A 16,163-nucleotide genomic window follows, 5' to 3' on the forward strand; every position below is an offset into this window, starting at 1 on the left:
CTTCAATGCGCATCCTGACCGTTTCCGCCCTGGCGCTCGCCGCCCTGACCATCGCCGCCTGCGAGCAGAAGGCCGAGGCTCCGGCCCCGGCGCCCGCCCCGGCCGCCGAGCCCGTGCCGGACAAGTCGACCATGACCCCCGAAGAGCGCCGTCACGAGCTTCAGATCGAAAGCGCCCAGCGCCAGATCGAGGCCCAGATGCAGACGATGGAAGTCACGCCGGTTCCGGCCGAAAAGACTGATCACTGATCGGTCACGATTTTCTCACGGCGGCGTGAACCGACAGAGTCGGCAGGCGTTTGGGTGTCTCCATAAGGAGGAAGTCCCCATGCGTAAGCTGATTATCGCCACCGCCGCCATCGCTGCCCTGACCGGCGTCGCCGCCTGCCAGAAGCCGGCCGAAAAAGCCGCCGACTCGCAAGCCGACGCCATCCAGGCCCAGGGCGAAGCCAACGCCGAGAAGCTGGAAGCCGACGCCAAGACCACCGAGGCTCACGCCCAGGCCGCCGCCGACCAGACGGTGGCCCAGGGCGAGGCGACCGCCGACGCCATGCGCGCCGCGGCCGATCAGACCAAGACCAACGCCGACGCCCACGCCGACGCGGTCAAGGACGAAGCCAAGCACTGATCGCTTGACGGCCTGAAACGACGAAGCCCCCGCCGAGCGATCGGCGGGGGCTTTTTCATGCCTGTTGGGAGCGGCGCGTCAGTCGATGCAGAGGGTCGGGCCCGCCTTGCCGTCCTCGACGGTGGTGTGGCAGCCGAAGCGGTCGCTGTCGGCCTGGCACTGGCCGGTGACCGAGGCGCCCGGCGCGACGCCGCTGTTGCCTTCCAGACGGCAGTCGCCGGCGCATTGGGAACCCGAGGTGCAGGACTTGCCCGCGTCGGCGTATTTGACGATGCACTGCTGGGTTTGCATCCGGCCCACGCGACGCAGTTCGCCGCCGCGCGAGGCGCAGGATGCGGCGTCGGCGCTCTGGCCCGGGATCGTCGGATCGGCGGGCGTCGCCACCGGGGTGCAGGCCGCCGTCAGGGACGCGGCGAGAGCAAGGGCGGCGATCAGGATGCGCATGGAGGTCTCCGAATTCAGGCTTCAGTCCTGAAACACGCCTAAGGGTCGGATGGGTCCGTTTCGTGACAGCCGACCGATCAGTAACCCATCAGTATCCTTGGGCCCTCGCCAGCCGATCGGCGTGGAATCCGGCGTCGCCGAGCAGTTCGTTCAGGACCCGGACGCGCTTCATGTACAGGCCCACGTCGAACTCGTCGGTCATGCCGACGCCGCCATGCATCTGGACCGCCTCCTGCACCGCCAGTTCGGCGACACGACCGGCCTTGGACTTGGCGATGGAGGCGGACAGACCCTTCTCGTCGACACCGGCGTCGATGCGCTGCAGGGCGCCGAGGGTGGCGGCCCGGGCCAGTTCGATCTCGGAGAACAGATGGGCCGCGCGGTGCTGCAGGGCCTGGAACTCGCCGATCAGCTTGCCGAACTGCTTTCGGGTTCGCAGATATTCGAGGGTGACCTGGAAGGCCTGATCACCCGCGCCGTTCAGCTGGGCGGCGGCACAGGCGCGGCCGAGGTTGAGCGCCTTCTGCAGCAGGGGCTCGCCCTGGTCGATGGCCCCGACCATGGCGTCGGCATCGACCTGGACGTCGGTCAGGGTGACGCGGGCGGCGTTGTGGGCGTCGACCATGACGGTGCGCTCGATCTCCACGCCCGGCGTCTTCGGATCGACGAGGAAGAGGGTCAGGGTCACGTCATCGGTCTTGGCCGCGACGATCAGGGCGTCGGCGATGTGACCGTCCAGCACGAAGCCCTTCTTGCCGTTCAGCTTGAAGCCGTTGCCCGAGCGCTCGGCGCGGGCGGTCATGGCCGAGGGCCGGTGCTTGGGGCCTTCGTCGATGGCCAGGGACAGAATGGCCTCGCCCGCCGCGATCTTCGGCAGCCATTCTGACTTCTGCTCTTGCGAGCCGCCGTCGGTGAGGAGTTTGGCGCAGAGCAGGCCCGATCCCATGAAGGGCGAGGGCGTCAGGGTGCGGCCCAGAGCCTCGGCCACCACCCCGGCCTCGACCGCGCCGAGGCCGGAGCCGCCATGTTCCTCGGGGATGATCACCCCGGCGAAGCCCATCTCGCCGAACGCCTTCCACAGATCGCGGGAGACGCCGTCGGCGTCGTGGCCGTCCCGCAGGGCGCGCAGGTGGGCGATGGGGGCGTTCTCGCTCAGGAAGCCGTCGGCGGCCTCCTTCAGCATGGTCTGTTCTTCGGTCAGGATCAGCGGCATCCGCTCAGGCTCCGGGCAGTTGCAGCAGGTGTTTGGCGATGATGTTCAGCTGAATCTCGCTGGTCCCGCCCTCGATCGAGTTGGCCTTGGTGCGCAGCCAGTCCCGGGCCGCCGCCCCGTGGTCCGAGCGCTCGCTCTCCCACTCCAGCGTATCCGAGCCGCCAGCCGTCATCAGCACTTCGTGGCGGCGCTTGTTCAGCTCAGAGCCGTAGTATTTCAACATGGAGGCGATGGCGGGCGAGACCTGCCGCGCCTTCACCTGATCGCCGACCCGCTCCATGGCCAGGTTGAAGGCGGCCAGGTCGACTTCCAGCTCGGCGATGCGGGCGCGCAGCATGGGGTCTTCCAGACGCGCGTCGGAATCGACGCCCAGGCTGTCGGCGGCGACCAGACCCATGGGCCGGCCCGAGGCGATGGAGCCCATGGCCCCGATCATGGTCCGCTCATGCGCCAGCAGGGCCTTGGCGACGTCCCAGCCGCGGTTCAGCGTCCCGACCAGGTTCTCCTTCTCGACGCGAACGTCGTCGAAGAAGGTCTCGCAGAAGGGCGACTTGCCGCTGATCAGGGTGATGGGTCTGGTCGTGACACCCTTGGTCGCCATGTCGAACAGGACGAACGAAATGCCCAGATGCTTGGGCGCGTCCGGGTCGGTGCGAACAAGGCAGAAGATCCAGTCGGCCTTGTCAGCGTAGGAGGTCCAGACCTTCTGGCCGTTGACGATCCAGTGGTCGCCCTTGTCTTCCGCGCGGGTCTGGATGCCCGCGAGGTCGGAGCCGGCGCCCGGCTCGGAATAGCCCTGGCACCAGCGGATCTCGCCGCGCACGATCTCGGGCAGGAAACGCTTCTTCTGTTCCTCGGTGCCGAACTGCAGGAGCGCCGGGCCCAGCATCCAGATGCCGAAGCTGGACAGGGCCAGCTGGGCGTCGATGCGGCGCAGCTCGGAATGCAGGACCTTGGACTCTTCCCGGCTCAGGCCGCCGCCGCCGTATTCCTTCGGCCATTCGGGCGCGGTCCAGCCCTTCGCGCCCATCCGCTCCATCCAGAGCTTGTGGGCGGGTGTCTTGAATGTCGGGTTGCGGCCGCCCCAGACACGGTCTTCCTCGCCGCCCTGCGGGCCTCGAACTTCGGCCGGGCAGTTCGCCTCCAGCCAGGCGCGGGTCTCCGCGCGGAAGGTTTCCAGATCGGTCATGTCATCTCCCGGGCCTGCGTGTTTTCCGCCTTCGCCCGTGACCTGTCTAACAGGATTTCGCAATGACGCAGCGTCAGGGTTTGTCGAGAATCTGTTCGAGCTCGGCGATTTCCGCGTGGTTGCGGGCGGTCATGCGCTCGCAGAAGGCGATCAGCCGGGGGTCTTTCAGGCTGGCGTTTCCGCAGCGGGTCACGGCGTGGGAATGGTGGCTGATCATGGCCCCGGCGAAGTCGCTCTCGCTGACGCCGATCTGGGTTCGGGCCCCGACGAAGGCGCCCACGAAGATCACCGCGAAGGCGCAGCCGAGGCCGTAGTTCATCTTCTTGCTGGGAAACAGCTCGCCCAGCAGGAACAGCAGCAGGATGCCGATCGGCGCCACGGCCATCAGGGCCAGATAGATGTGGTCGGCGCTGATGTGGATATGCTCGGCCCGCGCCGTCAGGGCGTGACCAACCCCCAGCATCACGATCAGGGCGCCGAACAGGACGATGGCCAGCCGCATGTAAGGTCGCTCCCGCATCATCACCCGTCCCCCTTCCGTGGCGGAAGACTCGCGCGATTCCGGAAGCGTCGCCAGACAGGATCAGCGGTCGGAACGTCGCAGTTGGGGATGATCCGGAACCGATCGTTAACCGGCGCGGCGCAACCTCCGCTCTGAACGGCCATCCAGAGGCCAGAGGACGAACCGATGTCGAGCATCATGACCTCGAGCACGCGCCGCACCCGCGACCATTTCGAGCCCCAGGACAGCGATCCGAGCGAGGTCCGCAAGCTGCGTGGCCTGATGGAGCAGATCGACTACACCGCCTTCATCTCCAACCGCGAGGTGATCGGCGCGGCCCTGTCGGTCATCGACCCGTCGACCTTCCAGCGGCTGGCGGTGACGGTGGCCACAGCCCGGACCAAATGGGTGTCCGAGGCCCTGCGCCTGTCGGAATCCGGCTCGCCCGTGACGCCCGACCAGACCGCCCGCCTGACCGCCCACCGCAGCGCCTATGAGGAGCTGGCCGAGGCCTATGAGGGGCTGCGTCGCATGGTCGAGCGAGGCTATATCACCCTGCGCTAGGCACGGGGCTTTCCCTCAATCCAGAGGCTTAATCCAACGGCTGGGGCCGCGTCGTGATCGGGGCGTCGGGGTCGTTTGTCTGCGGCCGCGCGGCGGTCGGCGGCGGGGCGACGGGCGCCGTCGGCAGCGGGGCTACAACGATCTGCGGCGGCGGGGCGGCCGGTGTCGTCGAGGGTGTGGTCGCCGGGCGAGGGGCCGAAGCGGCGGGTCCCGCCGGGGCCGTGGCGGCCGGTCGAGGCGAGGTCGTGATCGGGGCGGCCGGGCGGGCGGCCGTCGAAACCGGCGCCGGCGTCGGGGCGGGCTGGACGACAGGCGCGGCGGTCTCAGCCACCATACCGGCGTCGAGCGGAACCGGTTCAGGTGTGACAGTCGGCTGGACAGGCGCGGCGACGGGCGCCGTCTCGACCGGGGCCGGCGGCTCGGCGGGTTTGGGACGCAGGACCCAGACGGCGGCGGCGATCGCGGCAATGACCACTACCCCGGCGCCGAGGTAGAGCGGCAGCCGGCCGGAGCTCTTTCTGGCGGTCGTGCGGGCAAGGGCCGGAGCCTGAGGCGGAACCTGCGCGCTGGCAGGAGCAGGGGCGACCGTCCGGGGCGGCGTGGCGGCCTCGGGCAGGGGGCGCACGGTGGTGTCCGGCCAGGACTGTGCCTGCGCGGGCGCCAGAGCCTCCACCGGCGCGGCGGGGGCGTGCGGCAGGACAACCGGATCAGCGGCGGGCGCGGGACGCGGGGCCGCTGCCAGAGCCTTGCGCGCCGGGTGTTCGGCCAGGCTCGGAACGGGGGTCGGGGTCGGCGCAAACGGCTTTGCAACGGGCGGGTTGGCGACGGGGGGAAGGGTCCCGAACCCCTTATCCGGCCGGGCGCGCGGGATCAGGGAGCCGCTGTAGATGCCGCCGCGGCCGGTCGCGGCCGGGCGGGCGCCGGGTTGACCCTGACGGATGGGAGCGACCGTCGAACCGGCGCCCGATATCGGGGGCGAGGATTGGGCGGAGGCCGGAGGCTGAGCTTGGGGCCGTGGCGCAAGAGCGATCGGCGGCCCCTTGGGCAGGGGGCCGACGTGGAAGACCTGGGACGGCGGCCGTCCCCACTGGAGCGGACGCCGCGCACCGCCCTCGGGAGCCGACGGCGCTCCGGCGGCGGGCGTCCCCGTCTCGGCGGACGGCTGATTTTCCGGGGTCTTGTCGGACATGCGCACTCCGGTCCGTCGGCGGGAACCGTGCGGACGTTACAACGGGAACGCCACAATGGCGGCGCAGTTCGACCCTTTCGTGACCCGAGCGTTACACGCGCTTCAGGCCAGAGCGTCCGATCAGTTCTTCAGCCGGTAGCCCGTCTTGAAGATCCAGCCCACGATGACCAGACAGACGGCGAGGAAGCCCAGGGTCGCCAGGACGCTGTAACCCACCCCCACATCCCCGGCCCCGTAGAAGGTCCAGCGGAAGCCTGAGATCAGATAGACCACGGGGTTGAACAGGGTGATGGTCCGCCAGGCCGGAGGCAGCATGTCGATCGAATAGAAAGAGCCGCCGAGGAAGGTCAGGGGCGTGACGATCAGCATCGGGATCATCTGCAGCTGTTCGAAGCCGTTGGCCCAGACGCCGATGATGAAGCCGAACAGGCTGAAGGTGACCGAGATCAGCACCAGCATGGCGAACATGGCGACCGGATGCAGGATCTGCAGCGGCACGAAGAAGGCGGCCGTGGCGAGGATGATCAGCCCCAGCACCGCCGACTTGGTCGCCGCCGCCCCGACATAGGCGATGACGATCTCCATCGAACTGACCGGCGCCGACAGGATCTCGTAGATCGTGCCCGTGAACTTGGGGAAGTAGATGCCGAAGGAGGCGTTGAAGATCGACTGGGTGAACAGGCTGAGCATGATCAGGCCCGGCACGATGAAGGCGCCGTAGGGCACGCCGTCGACCGAGTTCATATGGCCGCCGATGGCCGAGCCGAAGACGACGAAATAGAGGGCCGTTGTGATGACCGGGGTGACCACCGACTGCCACAGGGTGCGCAGGGCCCGCGCCATCTCGAAACGATAGATGGCCCAGACGCCGTAAGCGTTGAAGGTCATGCGGCTTCTCCTTTGTCGCGATGAACAAGGGAGACGAAGATGTCTTCCAGCGAGCTCTGCTTGGTGTTCAGGTCCTTGAAGCCGACGCCCAGCTTTTCCAGCGCCCGGATCAGGGACGGCACCCCGGTATCGTCGGCATTGGCGTCAAAGCTGTATTCCAGCTCATGGCCGTCGTTCTTGAGCACGGGTGACCACTGGGCCAGTTCGGCGGGGACTGCGGCCATGGGCTCGGCGAGGTTGAGGGTCAGGGTCTTCTTGCCCAGCTTCTTCATCAGGGCCTTGGTTTCCTCGACGAGGATCAGTTCGCCCTTGAGGATGACGCCCACCCGGTCGGCCATCTCCTCGGCCTCCTCGATATAGTGGGTGGTCAGGATGATGGTCACGCCGCGGTCCCGCAGCTTGCGGACCAGCTGCCACATGTCGCGGCGCAGCTCGACGTCGACGCCGGCCGTGGGCTCGTCGAGGAAGAGGATGTCGGGCTCGTGGCTCAGGGCCTTGGCGATCATGACCCGGCGCTTCATCCCGCCGGACAGGGTCATGATCTTGGCGTCCTTCTTGTCCCACAGGCTGAGGTCGCGCAGCACCTGTTCGACGAAGGCCGGGTTCGGCGCCTTGCCGAACAGACCCCGCGAGAAGGTGACGGTGGCCAGGACCGTCTCGAAGGCGTCGGTGGTCAGCTCCTGCGGCACCAGACCGATGCGCGAGCGGGCCTGACGGTACTGGGTCTGGATGTCGAAGCCGTCGGCGACGACCGTGCCGGTCGAGGGGGTGACGATGCCGCAGACGATGGAGATCAGGGTGGTCTTGCCCGCCCCGTTCGGCCCCAGCAGGGCGAAGATCTCGCCCTTGCCGATGCTCAGATCCACCGTCTTCAGGGCCTGGAGGCCGGACTTGTAGGTCTTGGACAGGCCCGCGATGGTGATCACGGGGGCCGCTTTCGGCGGCGTATTGGTCGTCAAGGTCATGCAGGCTCCCCGCGCGCCGGCATCCGGCTGCGCGGGGAATATGGCGACGTTCTTCAGACCCTCAAGGCGCCGGAAGGGGCTGCTGACACAATTCGGCGTCGGGTCGACTTCAGGCCGGGTTCGCGTCGCGCCAGTCGAAGGTCAGGGTTTCGCGGTAACCGAAGCGCTGCAGGTGTTCGGCGACGACGGTCTGGAACCGGCCCATGTCGACGTGGGGCGTGCCTTTAAGCGTCACCTCCAGCGCCTGATCGTCCGCCGTCAGTTCGCAGCGGCCCAGCGGCAGGTCGATGGTCGCCGCCGTCGGGGTGAAGCGGACCTCGAACTTGTGGCTCCAGTGTTTGGCCAGTTGTTGCAGGTAGCGGCTGGCGTGAACGGTTTCGGTCCGGGCCAGTGAAGTGGGGGCGGTGTCGGCCATGGGGATATTCCTTCTGTCGGGCTCCGCATATAGTCAGTTGCGAACAATTCTCAAGATATATCTTCTTGTGTCGACAGGATGACCGCATCGCGACGGGAACCGCGTTCGTAGCTGAAGGTTGTCACCGCAGCCGTGGAGCCTGCCCCGATGTCCCTTCGATCCCTCGCCCTCGCCGCCTCGGCCGCGCTGGCGCTTTCGGCGGGGCTCAGCGCCTGCGCCACGGCCCCCTCGCCTGCGCAATATCGGGCGCCGCAACCGGCCAAGGCCGTGGACGCTGAACGGCTTTACTCCGGCCGCTGGCTGGAGATCGGGCGGCTGCCGATGCGGCTGACCGACGGCTGCGTGGCGGGAACGACGAGCTACACCCTCACAGGTCCCGCCGCCCTCACCCTGCGCGACACCTGTCAGGACAAGACCCCGACCGGCAAGGAAAAGGCCATCGGGGCGCGCGCGACCATTCTCGATCCCGGAACCAATGCCAAATTCCGCGCCCGGTACTTCGGCGGTCTGGTGACCTGGGAGTTCTGGATCCTCGACCATGCCGAGGACTACAGCTGGTTTATCTCGGCCGATCCGACCTTCGACCGACTGTGGATCTACACCCGCACCGTCCCATCGCAGCCGGAACTGGCGCGGCTCGTCGAACGCGTCCGCCAGCTGGGCTATGATCCCGCCCGGCTCGAGTTTCCCGCACCGCTGCCCAACTGAGGACTGTCCATGTCTCGATCGCTCACCGCCGCCCCCGTCGCCGTCTGCGCCGCCGCCCTGATGCTGGCGTCCTGCGGAGGTCAGGAGGCGCTGGATCCCGCCGTCGGCTTCGGAGCGAACCCCACCCTGCCCGCGCCGCACTCGGGTCTGTTCCCGACGGTGAAGGTGGCGCCGGCCGTGGGCTGGCCGGCCGGCGCCATGCCGACCCCGGCGGCGGGGCTGAAGGTCCAGCCCTTCGCCACGGGCCTGAACCATCCGCGCTGGCTGTACCGGCTGCCGAACGGCGACATCCTGGTGGCTGAGACCAACGCCCCGCCCAAGCCGCCCGAGGTGAAATCTGAAGGCATCAAGGGCTTCTTCCAGGGCCTGTTCATGAAGAAGGCCGGGGCCCGGGCGCCGAGCCCGAACCGCATCACCCTGCTGCGCGACGCCGACGGCGACGGAACGGCGGAGCTGAAGACCGTCTTCCTGAGCGGTCTGATGTCGCCGTTCGGCATGGCCCTGGTCGGGGACCGCCTCTATGTCGCCAACGCCGACGCCGTGGTCAGCGTCCCCTATCAGACGGGTCAGACCCGGATCACCGCGGCGCCGGTCAAGCTGACCGACCTCCCCGCTGGCCGGAACCACCACTGGACCAAGAGTCTGGTCGCCGGCCCCGACGGAACGAAGCTCTATGTCGGGGTGGGCTCCAACTCGAACGTCGCCGACTTCGGCATGGGCGAGGAGGTCAACCGCGCCGCCATCCTGGAGATCGACCGGGCGACGGGCGCCAGCCGCGTCTATGCCTCGGGCCTGCGGAACCCCGTCGGCCTCGCCTGGAACCCCGAGAGCGGCAAGCTGTGGGTCTCGGTCAATGAGCGCGACGAGATCGGCAATGATCTGGTCCCCGACTACATGACCTCGGTCACGCCGGGCGCCTTCTATGGCTGGCCGTACAGCTATTACGGCCAGACGGTGGACGAGCGGGTCAAGCCGCAGAACCCGGCGCTGGTCGCCAGCGCGATCCGGCCCGACTATGCGCTGGGGGCCCATACGGCCTCGCTGGGCCTGACCTTCTCGGACAGCGCGACCCTGCCCGCCGCCTTCCGCAACGGGGCCTTCGTCGGCCAGCACGGCTCGTGGAACCGCAGCGCGCCGAACGGCTACAAGGTCATCTTCGTGCCCTTCGCCAATGGCGTTCCGGCGGGCGGGCCGCGCGACGTCCTGACCGGCTTCCTCAATGCCCAGGGCGAGGCGCGGGGCCGGCCGGTGGGCGTCCAGACCGACCGCACGGGCGCCCTGCTGGTGGCGGATGACGTCGGCAATGTCGTCTGGCGGGTGTCGTCGGCGAACTAGGCTTCAGGCAGCAAAAGGCCCCGGCGGATCGCTCCACCGGGGCCTCTTCATTTCAGGTCCGCAAACTCAAGCGCGGACCCTAACGCGCAGACGTTAGCTCACACGTTAGTTCAGGGGCTGGACCACGATCACCGGCGCAGGAGCCGCCGGGGTGGGCGCCGGGATCGAAGGCGTTACGACGCGCGGGGCCGGAACCGTGGCGTTCAGCGAAGACGTCGCGCCAGTGTAGGGCTGCGGACCGGTCGGGGCCGGGGTCTCGACGCGGGGCGCCGGACGGGCGGCCGGACGGACCGGGGCGCTTTCGCGACGGGCGACGGGGGCCGGAGCCTGACGGACGGCCGGAGCCGGCGTGGCCTCGACCGGAACGGCGGCGACCGGAGCCTGGACGACCGGGGCGGGCGTCGGCTGGACTATCGGGGTCGGGGCCGGGGCCAGCTCCGCCAGCGGTTGGGCGGGTTCGCCACCGCTGGACATCAGCACCGCCGCGCCGCCGCCGATCAGGGCGACCGCCGCGATGGGGGCCAGGACCATCCAGGCGCGCACCTTCTTCTGCTTCGCCGGACGGCGCGCGAAGGACGGCACATAGACATCTTCAGTAGTCGGGGCGACTTCATCGCCAGTATAGGTGACGGACATTGTATCCTCCAAAAGTTCGGAGAAAGAACATTCGCCACCGATCCGGGTTCCGCCAAATCGTCACCGCCCGGAAGAAACACCGTTGTCGCCACAATCGTGACGACAACCGCTCCTCACGGCGCCGCTTGCCTTAAGGCAAGGCTTGAACCGGCCTTAGAAGCTGGTGACTTCCGATACCGACAGAACCGAATTCTTGGTCTCGCCCGAGGTATAGGTGCCGACCCAGATTTCGTAGCGGCCGTTCTGGGGCGTCAGGGTCAGGGAGGGGTTGGAATCCTCGCCGCTGTCGTCGTCGCAGTGCCAGCTGCCGTCCGGGGCATTGACCACCAGGGTGGTGTCGGCATTGGACACGACCGAAATCTTGATCGGCGAACCGCCCTTGGTCGAACCGCTCCACATCAGCCGCACGTCCGGCGCCTGGGCGATGAAGCCTTGGCAGCTGTCGAACCGGGTCGAGGCGTCGATCGATCCGCCCGCCTGCAGGCTGACCAAAGCCGGGTCGGGCGTGAAGCCGGCCTGGAGCTCCAGGTTTCCGTAGGTGGTGTCGGCGTCATAGTCCTGGGCCAGCGCGGGCGCCGCGACGGCGGCGAGCATGGCGAACAGACCGGCGGCGATGGAAAGACGGCGCATCTCGAAAACTCCCCCCGCCGATAATTCATTCGGACGATCCGACGACCGGCGTTGTGCGATTTAACGTCGCGCTTGGCTCCGGATCAAGCCGACGAAAACTGACGTCCTTTCAAATCCCCTGAAAGCCGAAACTTGACCGTGCGTTACCGGCGCAACGGCGCCACGGACCGCCCAAAACCTCATGGAGCATCGTTCTGAATTCGCCCGCGAGTTGACCCGGGCGGGCGGGTTGTCCATCAGGAGAACAGAAGGCGCATACGGAGTGACGGCAATCATGGGTCTCGCAGCGAACATCAGGCGCGACCTCAAATTCGCCAATGGTCTGCGGCGGCTGCTGAAGCGGATCAAACCGATCGAGCTGGACAGCCCGGTCCTGCTTTGTGACGACTTCGAGGAAGCCGTCGACAAGTTCGGCGACAACGTCGCGATCGAGGACGAGACCCGCAAGGTCACCTATCGCGAGCTGGACGCCCTGGCCAACCGCTTCGGCGCCTGGGCCCGCAGCCGCAACCTGCGCCGCTCGGACGTCGTCGGCCTGGTGATGCACAACCGCATCGAATACATCGCGGCCTGGATCGGCTTCTCCAAGGTCGGCATCGCCACGGCCCTGATCAACACCAACCTGACCGGTCAGGCGCTGGCCCACTGCCTGAACATCGTCAATGTGGCCCAGGTGGTCGCCGACGAGAGCACTTGGAAACAGGTCGAGGAGGCCCGGCCCTTCGCCACGCGCAGCCTGATGCTGTGGGTCGTGGGCCTGAAGTCCGAGGACGAGGCCGACGCCCGCCGCAACCTGGACAACGCCGTGCGCAGCGCCTCCTCCGTGCGGCCGCCGAAGACCGTGCGCGAAGGCCTGACCAACCGCGACACCGCCCTCTACATCTACACCTCCGGCACCACGGGCCTGCCCAAGGCGGCGCGCATCCCCCATTCGCGCGCCCGGACCTATATGCGGGCCTTCGCCGGCTGCACCAACTCCACGCCCCAGGACGCCATCTATGATGTCCTGCCACTGTACCACTCGACCGGCGGCCTGGTCGGCATCGGCCCGGCCCTGCTGAACGGCGGCCGGCTGATCCTCAGGAAGCGCTTCTCGGCGACCAACTTCTGGGCCGACGTCCGGGCCACCAGGGCGACCATGTTCGTCTATATCGGCGAGCTGTGCCGCTATCTGGTCAACTGCCCGCCCGGTGAGGACGATCGCGCCCACAAGCTGAGGCTGGCCTTCGGCAACGGCCTGCGCCCCGACGTCTGGCCCGACTTCCAGAGCCGGTTCAAGATTCCCGACATCCTGGAGTTCTACGGCTCGACCGAGGGCAACGTCTCCCTGTTCAACTTCGACGGCAAACAGGGCGCCATCGGCCGGGTGCCCAAGCTGCTCAAGAAGCAGATCAACATCCGTCTGGTCCGCTTCGACGTCGATTCCAACGAGCCCGTCCGCGGGGCCAACGGCCTGTGCGAGGAAGCCCGGCCCGGCGAGATCGGCGAGGCCATCGGCGCCATCGGCAACGACGTCCGCCATGACTTCTCCGGCTATGCCGACAAGGCCGCGTCCGAGAAGAAGATCCTCACCGACGTCTTCGCGCGCGGCGACAAATGGTTCCGCACCGGCGACCTGATGCGTCAGGACTCCGAGGGCTATCTCTATTTCATCGACCGGATCGGCGACACCTTCCGCTGGAAGGGCGAGAACGTCTCCACCTCCGAGGTCGAGCAGCGGCTGGCCGAGGCGCCGGGCGTCCAGGAAGTCATCGCCTACGGCGTCCCCGTGCCCTTCACCGAAGGCAAGGCCGGGATGGTGACCATCATCCCCGAGGGCAAGTTCTCGGCCAAGGCCTTCTCCGACTATGCCGACGAACAGCTGCCGCCCTATGCGCGGCCGGTCTTCGTCCGCATCGCCAAGACGGTGGAGACCACCGGCACCTTCAAATACCGCAAGGTCGATCTGGTCGCCGAGGGCTTCGATCCGGCCAAGACCGACGGGACGATCTATGTGCGCGGCGGCAAGTCCGGCTATCAGAAGCTGACCCCGGCGATCCTGGCGACCATCATCAGCGGCGAAAACCGGCTCTGAGAACGTCGGGCGGCAAATCGCAACCGCCCCTTAATCATTAACGGCGATGGTCGCGGCCTCTCCTTCGAGGACGTTGGGCCCTTCATGTTCCAGATTATCGGCATTGTGCTGCTGTTCGGCCTGGTGTTCGGCAGCTTCCTGATGTCCGGCGGCAAGATGGACGTGATCATTCACGCCGCTCCGCACGAACTGATGGCCATCCTCGGCGCCGGCGTCGCGGCCTTCCTGATGGCCAACTCGATCGGGGTCATCAAAGGCGCGATGGGCGGCTTCGGCAAATGCTTCGCCGGGCCGAAGTGGAAGAAGCAGGACTATAAGGACCTGCTCTCCCTGCTCTTCCAGCTGACCAAGACGATGAAATCGAAGGGCGTCATCGCCCTGGAAAGTCATATCGAAAAGCCCGGCGAATCCAGCATCTTCCAGAAGTATCCCAAGGTGATGAAGGACCACTTCGCCATCGATTTCATCTGCGACACCCTGCGGATGATGACGATGAACCTGGAGGATCCTCACCAGATCGAGGACGCCATGGAGAAGCAGCTGGAGAAGCACCACCACGAGGCCGCCATGGCCCCGCACGCGCTGCAGAACCTGGCCGACGGCCTGCCTGCGCTCGGCATCGTCGCGGCCGTGCTCGGCATCATCAAGACCATGGGCGCCATCACCGAACCCCCGGCCGTGCTGGGCGAGATGATCGGCTCGGCGCTCGTCGGCACCTTCCTCGGCGTGTTCCTGGCCTACGGCCTGGTCGGTCCGTTCGCGGCGCGTCTGAACGCGATCGTCGATGAGGAAGCCGCCTTCTACAAGATCATCCAGTCGGTCCTGGTCGCCCACCTGCACGGCAACGCCGCCCAGATCTCGGTCGAAATCGGCCGCGGCGACATCCCCTCGGCGGCCCAGCCCTCCTTCGCCGAGATGGAAGAGGCCCTGGCCGCCGCGCCCACCGACTGACGGAACACAGTCCACTCAAGCTCGTTCACCCCGAGAGACGATCGCGCGAGCCGATGACGGCGGGCCGTTCCGGCCAGGCGATCTCGTCCGGGAGAACGCCATGAAAAGACTGATGATCCTCGCCGCCGGCGCCGCTGCGCTATCCGTCGCAGCCTGCCAGAAGCCCGCCGAGGAAACCGCCCCCGCGGCCTCGACCGAGGGCGCGATGTCGGCGAGCGATGCCGGATCGAACGCCTCGGCCAACGCTCCGGCGAGCTCGGGAGCGATGGCCCCGTCCAGCGGAGCCATGTCGTCGTCCGCCCCGGCCTCGGGGGCGATGGCCCCGGCTTCCGGCTCCGCCATGGCCCCGGCGACCACCGACCGCCCGCCGACCTCGCAGGAAACCATCGCCGCGACCAAGGGGACCCTGTCGCCCGCCGGCGCCTCCAGCGGCCCGACCGCCCCGCACTGACGTCTGATTCTGTAACCCTTCGCCCCTCGTCCGCGTAAGCGGGTCGAGGGCGCGGACGGACCGGCCCTCGAAGGGACGATCAAAGGCGCGACACATCGTCTCGCCGATCGCCGACAGAGGGACTGTTCCATGACCGTTCGCCGCATCGCACTCATCACCGCCGGCCTCGCCGCCCTTTCGATCGCCGCCTGCAAGCCGGCGCCGGACGAGAAGGCCGAAACCCCCATGGCCCCCGCCGCTGAAGGATCGATGGCCCCGGCCTCGGACAGCGCCATGGCCCCGGCCGCCGACAAGATGGCGCCCGCCTCGAGCAGCGCCATGGCCCCGTCGGACAGCGCGATGGCCCCGGCCGATCACGCCATGGCGCCCGCCGCCGACAAGATGGCGCCGGCCTCCGACAGCGCCATGGCCCCGAAGCACTGACGGCTTCGAGGACGTCGTCGCTGCGTGGCGGCGTCCTCTTGCGTCCCAGCGGCTCGTCGCGTTACGCCGGGATGCGGGTCCGGCGCCCGCCCGCCGGGAGCCCGCCATGACCCACCGCCCGTCGAAGACCGCGCCCCTGTTCGGCGCCGTTCTGGCCGTCGTCGCCCTGGCCCTCGCGGCCTGCCACTCCGATCACCCGGAAAAGAGCGCCCAGGCTTCGGCAGACGCGGCCTCCGCCTCCGCCGATCAGGCCGCCGCCGACGCCGCCCGGGCCAATGCCGACGCCGCCGAGGCGGGCGAGACCGCGCTCAAGGCCGGCACCCAGGCCGCCGAGGCCGCAGGGCTTCCGGAGACGGGCGCACCGACCACCCGCCCCCTGCCTGAACCCGCCCCACACTGAGCCGCTTTGGTCCTTTCCGGGTCCGGACGACCGCACTCCGACCTCGCACTGCACCATGATCGGCAATCACGAACGCGTGATGTTTTTAACTTGCGGTTTGGTCCGGGCGGTCGTTAGCTCCCCGTTGCGGGGCTTCACGATCCCGCGGAAAAGGAAGGAATTCCCATGACCATTCGTCATCTGATGGCCCTGTCGGCCGCCGCCGCCGCCGCTCTGGCCATCACGGCCTGCTCGGCCAAGCCCGAGGAAAAGGCCGCCGACGCCGCCGCTGATTCGGCCGCCGCCGCCGATACCGCCGCCGACGCCGCCGCGACCGCCGACCAGGCCGCCGCCGACGCCGCCGCCGCCGCGGGCGAAGCCGCCTCCAACGCCGCCGCCGCCACCACGACCGCTCCGGCCGACGCCCATGCCGCTCCGGCGGAAAGCGCCATGGCGCCGCACGCCGCTCCGGCCGCCCCGGCTCCGGAAAAGCACTGAACCTTCGAGACGGCCTTCAGGCCTGAACGGAAAGGGGTCGCCCACGGGCGGCCCCTTTTTCGTATCCGCCGCCGCCGCTAGA

Annotated in this window: 21 protein-coding genes; 11 read left to right on the forward strand and 10 right to left on the reverse strand. The window is 68.1% G+C overall.

What is annotated here, in order from left to right; genetic code table 11:
- The first annotated feature begins 5 nt into the window (after positions 1–5).
- Both ACW172_RS04125 and ACW172_RS04130 read left to right on the forward strand, forming a co-directional pair.
- Complete coding sequence (locus tag ACW172_RS04125) at positions 6–248, forward strand: hypothetical protein (protein ID WP_492033919.1); 243 nt, start codon at positions 6–8, stop codon at positions 246–248.
- A gap of 79 nt (positions 249–327) precedes the next feature.
- Positions 328–627 (forward strand): hypothetical protein, encoded by a 300-nt coding sequence (locus tag ACW172_RS04130; RefSeq protein ID WP_492033920.1) that lies wholly within the window; start codon positions 328–330, stop codon positions 625–627.
- Between the two features lie 78 nt (positions 628–705).
- Here the strand turns inward: ACW172_RS04130 and ACW172_RS04135 are convergent, their stop codons facing one another.
- From ACW172_RS04135 to ACW172_RS04150, 4 genes are all read right to left on the reverse strand, one after another.
- Positions 706–1,071 (reverse strand): hypothetical protein, encoded by a 366-nt coding sequence (locus tag ACW172_RS04135; protein ID WP_492033921.1) that lies wholly within the window; start codon positions 1,069–1,071, stop codon positions 706–708.
- Positions 1,072–1,159: 88 nt separating this feature from the next.
- On the reverse strand, positions 1,160–2,284 hold the full coding sequence (locus ACW172_RS04140; protein WP_492033922.1) for an acyl-CoA dehydrogenase family protein: 1,125 nt from the start codon (positions 2,282–2,284) through the stop codon (positions 1,160–1,162).
- Positions 2,285–2,288: 4 nt separating this feature from the next.
- Positions 2,289–3,473 (reverse strand): acyl-CoA dehydrogenase family protein, encoded by a 1,185-nt coding sequence (locus tag ACW172_RS04145; protein WP_492033923.1) that lies wholly within the window; start codon positions 3,471–3,473, stop codon positions 2,289–2,291.
- Between the two features lie 73 nt (positions 3,474–3,546).
- Entirely contained in the window at positions 3,547–3,975 is a 429-nt protein-coding gene (locus ACW172_RS04150; RefSeq protein WP_492033924.1) for a hypothetical protein, read from the reverse strand.
- A gap of 186 nt (positions 3,976–4,161) precedes the next feature.
- On the opposite strand from ACW172_RS04150, the gene ACW172_RS04155 reads away from it, so the two are divergent.
- A complete protein-coding gene (locus tag ACW172_RS04155) occupies positions 4,162–4,539 on the forward strand; it encodes a hypothetical protein (RefSeq protein WP_492033925.1) in 378 nt (125 codons plus the stop codon).
- 28 nt (positions 4,540–4,567) lie between these two features.
- On the opposite strand, the gene ACW172_RS04160 is transcribed toward ACW172_RS04155, so the two are convergent.
- The 4 genes from ACW172_RS04160 to ACW172_RS04175 form a co-directional block, all read right to left on the reverse strand.
- Complete coding sequence (locus ACW172_RS04160) at positions 4,568–5,728, reverse strand: hypothetical protein (RefSeq protein ID WP_492033926.1); 1,161 nt, start codon at positions 5,726–5,728, stop codon at positions 4,568–4,570.
- A 120-nt stretch (positions 5,729–5,848) separates the two neighbouring features.
- Positions 5,849–6,616: an ABC transporter permease gene (locus ACW172_RS04165; RefSeq protein WP_492033927.1), complete on the reverse strand. Its 768-nt coding sequence runs from the start codon at positions 6,614–6,616 to the stop codon at positions 5,849–5,851.
- Positions 6,613–7,581 carry an ABC transporter ATP-binding protein gene (locus tag ACW172_RS04170; protein WP_492033928.1) on the reverse strand — a complete coding sequence of 323 codons (969 nt, stop codon included), beginning with the start codon at positions 7,579–7,581 and terminating at the stop codon, positions 6,613–6,615. The genes ACW172_RS04165 and ACW172_RS04170 overlap by 4 nt, the downstream gene beginning before the upstream one ends.
- A gap of 109 nt (positions 7,582–7,690) precedes the next feature.
- Positions 7,691–7,996, reverse strand: coding sequence for a DUF2218 domain-containing protein (locus ACW172_RS04175; protein ID WP_492033929.1), 306 nt, complete (start codon positions 7,994–7,996; stop codon positions 7,691–7,693).
- 147 nt (positions 7,997–8,143) lie between these two features.
- Here ACW172_RS04175 and ACW172_RS04180 point away from each other — a divergent pair, with 147 nt between their 5' ends.
- Together ACW172_RS04180 and ACW172_RS04185 are read left to right on the forward strand one after the other, a co-directional pair.
- Positions 8,144–8,704: a lipocalin family protein gene (locus ACW172_RS04180; protein ID WP_492033930.1), complete on the forward strand. Its 561-nt coding sequence runs from the start codon at positions 8,144–8,146 to the stop codon at positions 8,702–8,704.
- A gap of 9 nt (positions 8,705–8,713) precedes the next feature.
- Positions 8,714–10,039, forward strand: coding sequence for a PQQ-dependent sugar dehydrogenase (locus ACW172_RS04185; protein ID WP_492033931.1), 1,326 nt, complete (start codon positions 8,714–8,716; stop codon positions 10,037–10,039).
- Positions 10,040–10,144: 105 nt separating this feature from the next.
- Here the strand turns inward: ACW172_RS04185 and ACW172_RS04190 are convergent, their stop codons facing one another.
- Positions 10,145–10,675 (reverse strand): hypothetical protein, encoded by a 531-nt coding sequence (locus ACW172_RS04190; protein WP_492033932.1) that lies wholly within the window; start codon positions 10,673–10,675, stop codon positions 10,145–10,147.
- Positions 10,676–10,828: 153 nt separating this feature from the next.
- Positions 10,829–11,305 (reverse strand): peptidase S1, encoded by a 477-nt coding sequence (locus ACW172_RS04195; RefSeq protein WP_492033933.1) that lies wholly within the window; start codon positions 11,303–11,305, stop codon positions 10,829–10,831.
- Positions 11,306–11,579: 274 nt separating this feature from the next.
- Here ACW172_RS04195 and ACW172_RS04200 point away from each other — a divergent pair, with 274 nt between their 5' ends.
- From ACW172_RS04200 to ACW172_RS04225, 6 genes are all read left to right on the forward strand, one after another.
- Positions 11,580–13,379, forward strand: coding sequence for a long-chain-acyl-CoA synthetase (locus ACW172_RS04200; protein WP_492033934.1), 1,800 nt, complete (start codon positions 11,580–11,582; stop codon positions 13,377–13,379).
- Between the two features lie 84 nt (positions 13,380–13,463).
- Positions 13,464–14,330 carry a flagellar motor stator protein MotA gene (gene motA, locus ACW172_RS04205; RefSeq protein WP_492033935.1) on the forward strand — a complete coding sequence of 289 codons (867 nt, stop codon included), beginning with the start codon at positions 13,464–13,466 and terminating at the stop codon, positions 14,328–14,330.
- A gap of 100 nt (positions 14,331–14,430) precedes the next feature.
- Positions 14,431–14,781, forward strand: a complete 351-nt coding sequence (locus ACW172_RS04210) for a hypothetical protein (RefSeq protein WP_492033936.1) — start codon at positions 14,431–14,433, stop codon at positions 14,779–14,781.
- 129 nt (positions 14,782–14,910) lie between these two features.
- On the forward strand, positions 14,911–15,204 hold the full coding sequence (locus tag ACW172_RS04215; RefSeq protein ID WP_492033937.1) for a hypothetical protein: 294 nt from the start codon (positions 14,911–14,913) through the stop codon (positions 15,202–15,204).
- A gap of 106 nt (positions 15,205–15,310) precedes the next feature.
- The gene (locus ACW172_RS04220; RefSeq protein ID WP_492033938.1) at positions 15,311–15,604 is read left to right on the forward strand and encodes a hypothetical protein; all 294 of its coding nucleotides are present in this window, start codon (positions 15,311–15,313) and stop codon (positions 15,602–15,604) included.
- A 165-nt stretch (positions 15,605–15,769) separates the two neighbouring features.
- Positions 15,770–16,081 carry a hypothetical protein gene (locus ACW172_RS04225; RefSeq protein ID WP_492033939.1) on the forward strand — a complete coding sequence of 104 codons (312 nt, stop codon included), beginning with the start codon at positions 15,770–15,772 and terminating at the stop codon, positions 16,079–16,081.
- Positions 16,082–16,163 lie beyond the last annotated feature (82 nt).

This window comes from Brevundimonas sp. ALps5, from assembly GCF_058681645.1.

Bases quoted from the DNA above. Each gene is read 5' to 3' on its own strand.
- ACW172_RS04190 (WP_492033932.1), bottom strand. From the start codon at position 10,675: ATGTCCGTCACCTATACTGGCGATGAAGTCGCCCCGACTACTGAAGAT.
- ACW172_RS04130 (WP_492033920.1), top strand. From the start codon at position 328: ATGCGTAAGCTGATTATCGCCACCGCCGCCATCGCTGCCCTGACCGGC.
- ACW172_RS04155 (WP_492033925.1), top strand. From the start codon at position 4,162: ATGTCGAGCATCATGACCTCGAGCACGCGCCGCACCCGCGACCATTTC.
- ACW172_RS04160 (WP_492033926.1), bottom strand. From the start codon at position 5,728: ATGTCCGACAAGACCCCGGAAAATCAGCCGTCCGCCGAGACGGGGACG.
- ACW172_RS04150 (WP_492033924.1), bottom strand. From the start codon at position 3,975: ATGCGGCTGGCCATCGTCCTGTTCGGCGCCCTGATCGTGATGCTGGGG.
- ACW172_RS04175 (WP_492033929.1), bottom strand. From the start codon at position 7,996: ATGGCCGACACCGCCCCCACTTCACTGGCCCGGACCGAAACCGTTCAC.
- ACW172_RS04185 (WP_492033931.1), top strand. From the start codon at position 8,714: ATGTCTCGATCGCTCACCGCCGCCCCCGTCGCCGTCTGCGCCGCCGCC.
- ACW172_RS04195 (WP_492033933.1), bottom strand. From the start codon at position 11,305: ATGCGCCGTCTTTCCATCGCCGCCGGTCTGTTCGCCATGCTCGCCGCC.
- ACW172_RS04170 (WP_492033928.1), bottom strand. From the start codon at position 7,581: ATGACCTTGACGACCAATACGCCGCCGAAAGCGGCCCCCGTGATCACC.
- ACW172_RS04225 (WP_492033939.1), top strand. From the start codon at position 15,770: ATGACCATTCGTCATCTGATGGCCCTGTCGGCCGCCGCCGCCGCCGCT.
- ACW172_RS04210 (WP_492033936.1), top strand. From the start codon at position 14,431: ATGAAAAGACTGATGATCCTCGCCGCCGGCGCCGCTGCGCTATCCGTC.
- motA (WP_492033935.1), top strand. From the start codon at position 13,464: ATGTTCCAGATTATCGGCATTGTGCTGCTGTTCGGCCTGGTGTTCGGC.
- ACW172_RS04220 (WP_492033938.1), top strand. From the start codon at position 15,311: ATGACCCACCGCCCGTCGAAGACCGCGCCCCTGTTCGGCGCCGTTCTG.
- ACW172_RS04145 (WP_492033923.1), bottom strand. From the start codon at position 3,473: ATGACCGATCTGGAAACCTTCCGCGCGGAGACCCGCGCCTGGCTGGAG.
- ACW172_RS04180 (WP_492033930.1), top strand. From the start codon at position 8,144: ATGTCCCTTCGATCCCTCGCCCTCGCCGCCTCGGCCGCGCTGGCGCTT.
- ACW172_RS04125 (WP_492033919.1), top strand. From the start codon at position 6: ATGCGCATCCTGACCGTTTCCGCCCTGGCGCTCGCCGCCCTGACCATC.
- ACW172_RS04140 (WP_492033922.1), bottom strand. From the start codon at position 2,284: ATGCCGCTGATCCTGACCGAAGAACAGACCATGCTGAAGGAGGCCGCC.
- ACW172_RS04200 (WP_492033934.1), top strand. From the start codon at position 11,580: ATGGGTCTCGCAGCGAACATCAGGCGCGACCTCAAATTCGCCAATGGT.
- ACW172_RS04135 (WP_492033921.1), bottom strand. From the start codon at position 1,071: ATGCGCATCCTGATCGCCGCCCTTGCTCTCGCCGCGTCCCTGACGGCG.
- ACW172_RS04215 (WP_492033937.1), top strand. From the start codon at position 14,911: ATGACCGTTCGCCGCATCGCACTCATCACCGCCGGCCTCGCCGCCCTT.
- ACW172_RS04165 (WP_492033927.1), bottom strand. From the start codon at position 6,616: ATGACCTTCAACGCTTACGGCGTCTGGGCCATCTATCGTTTCGAGATG.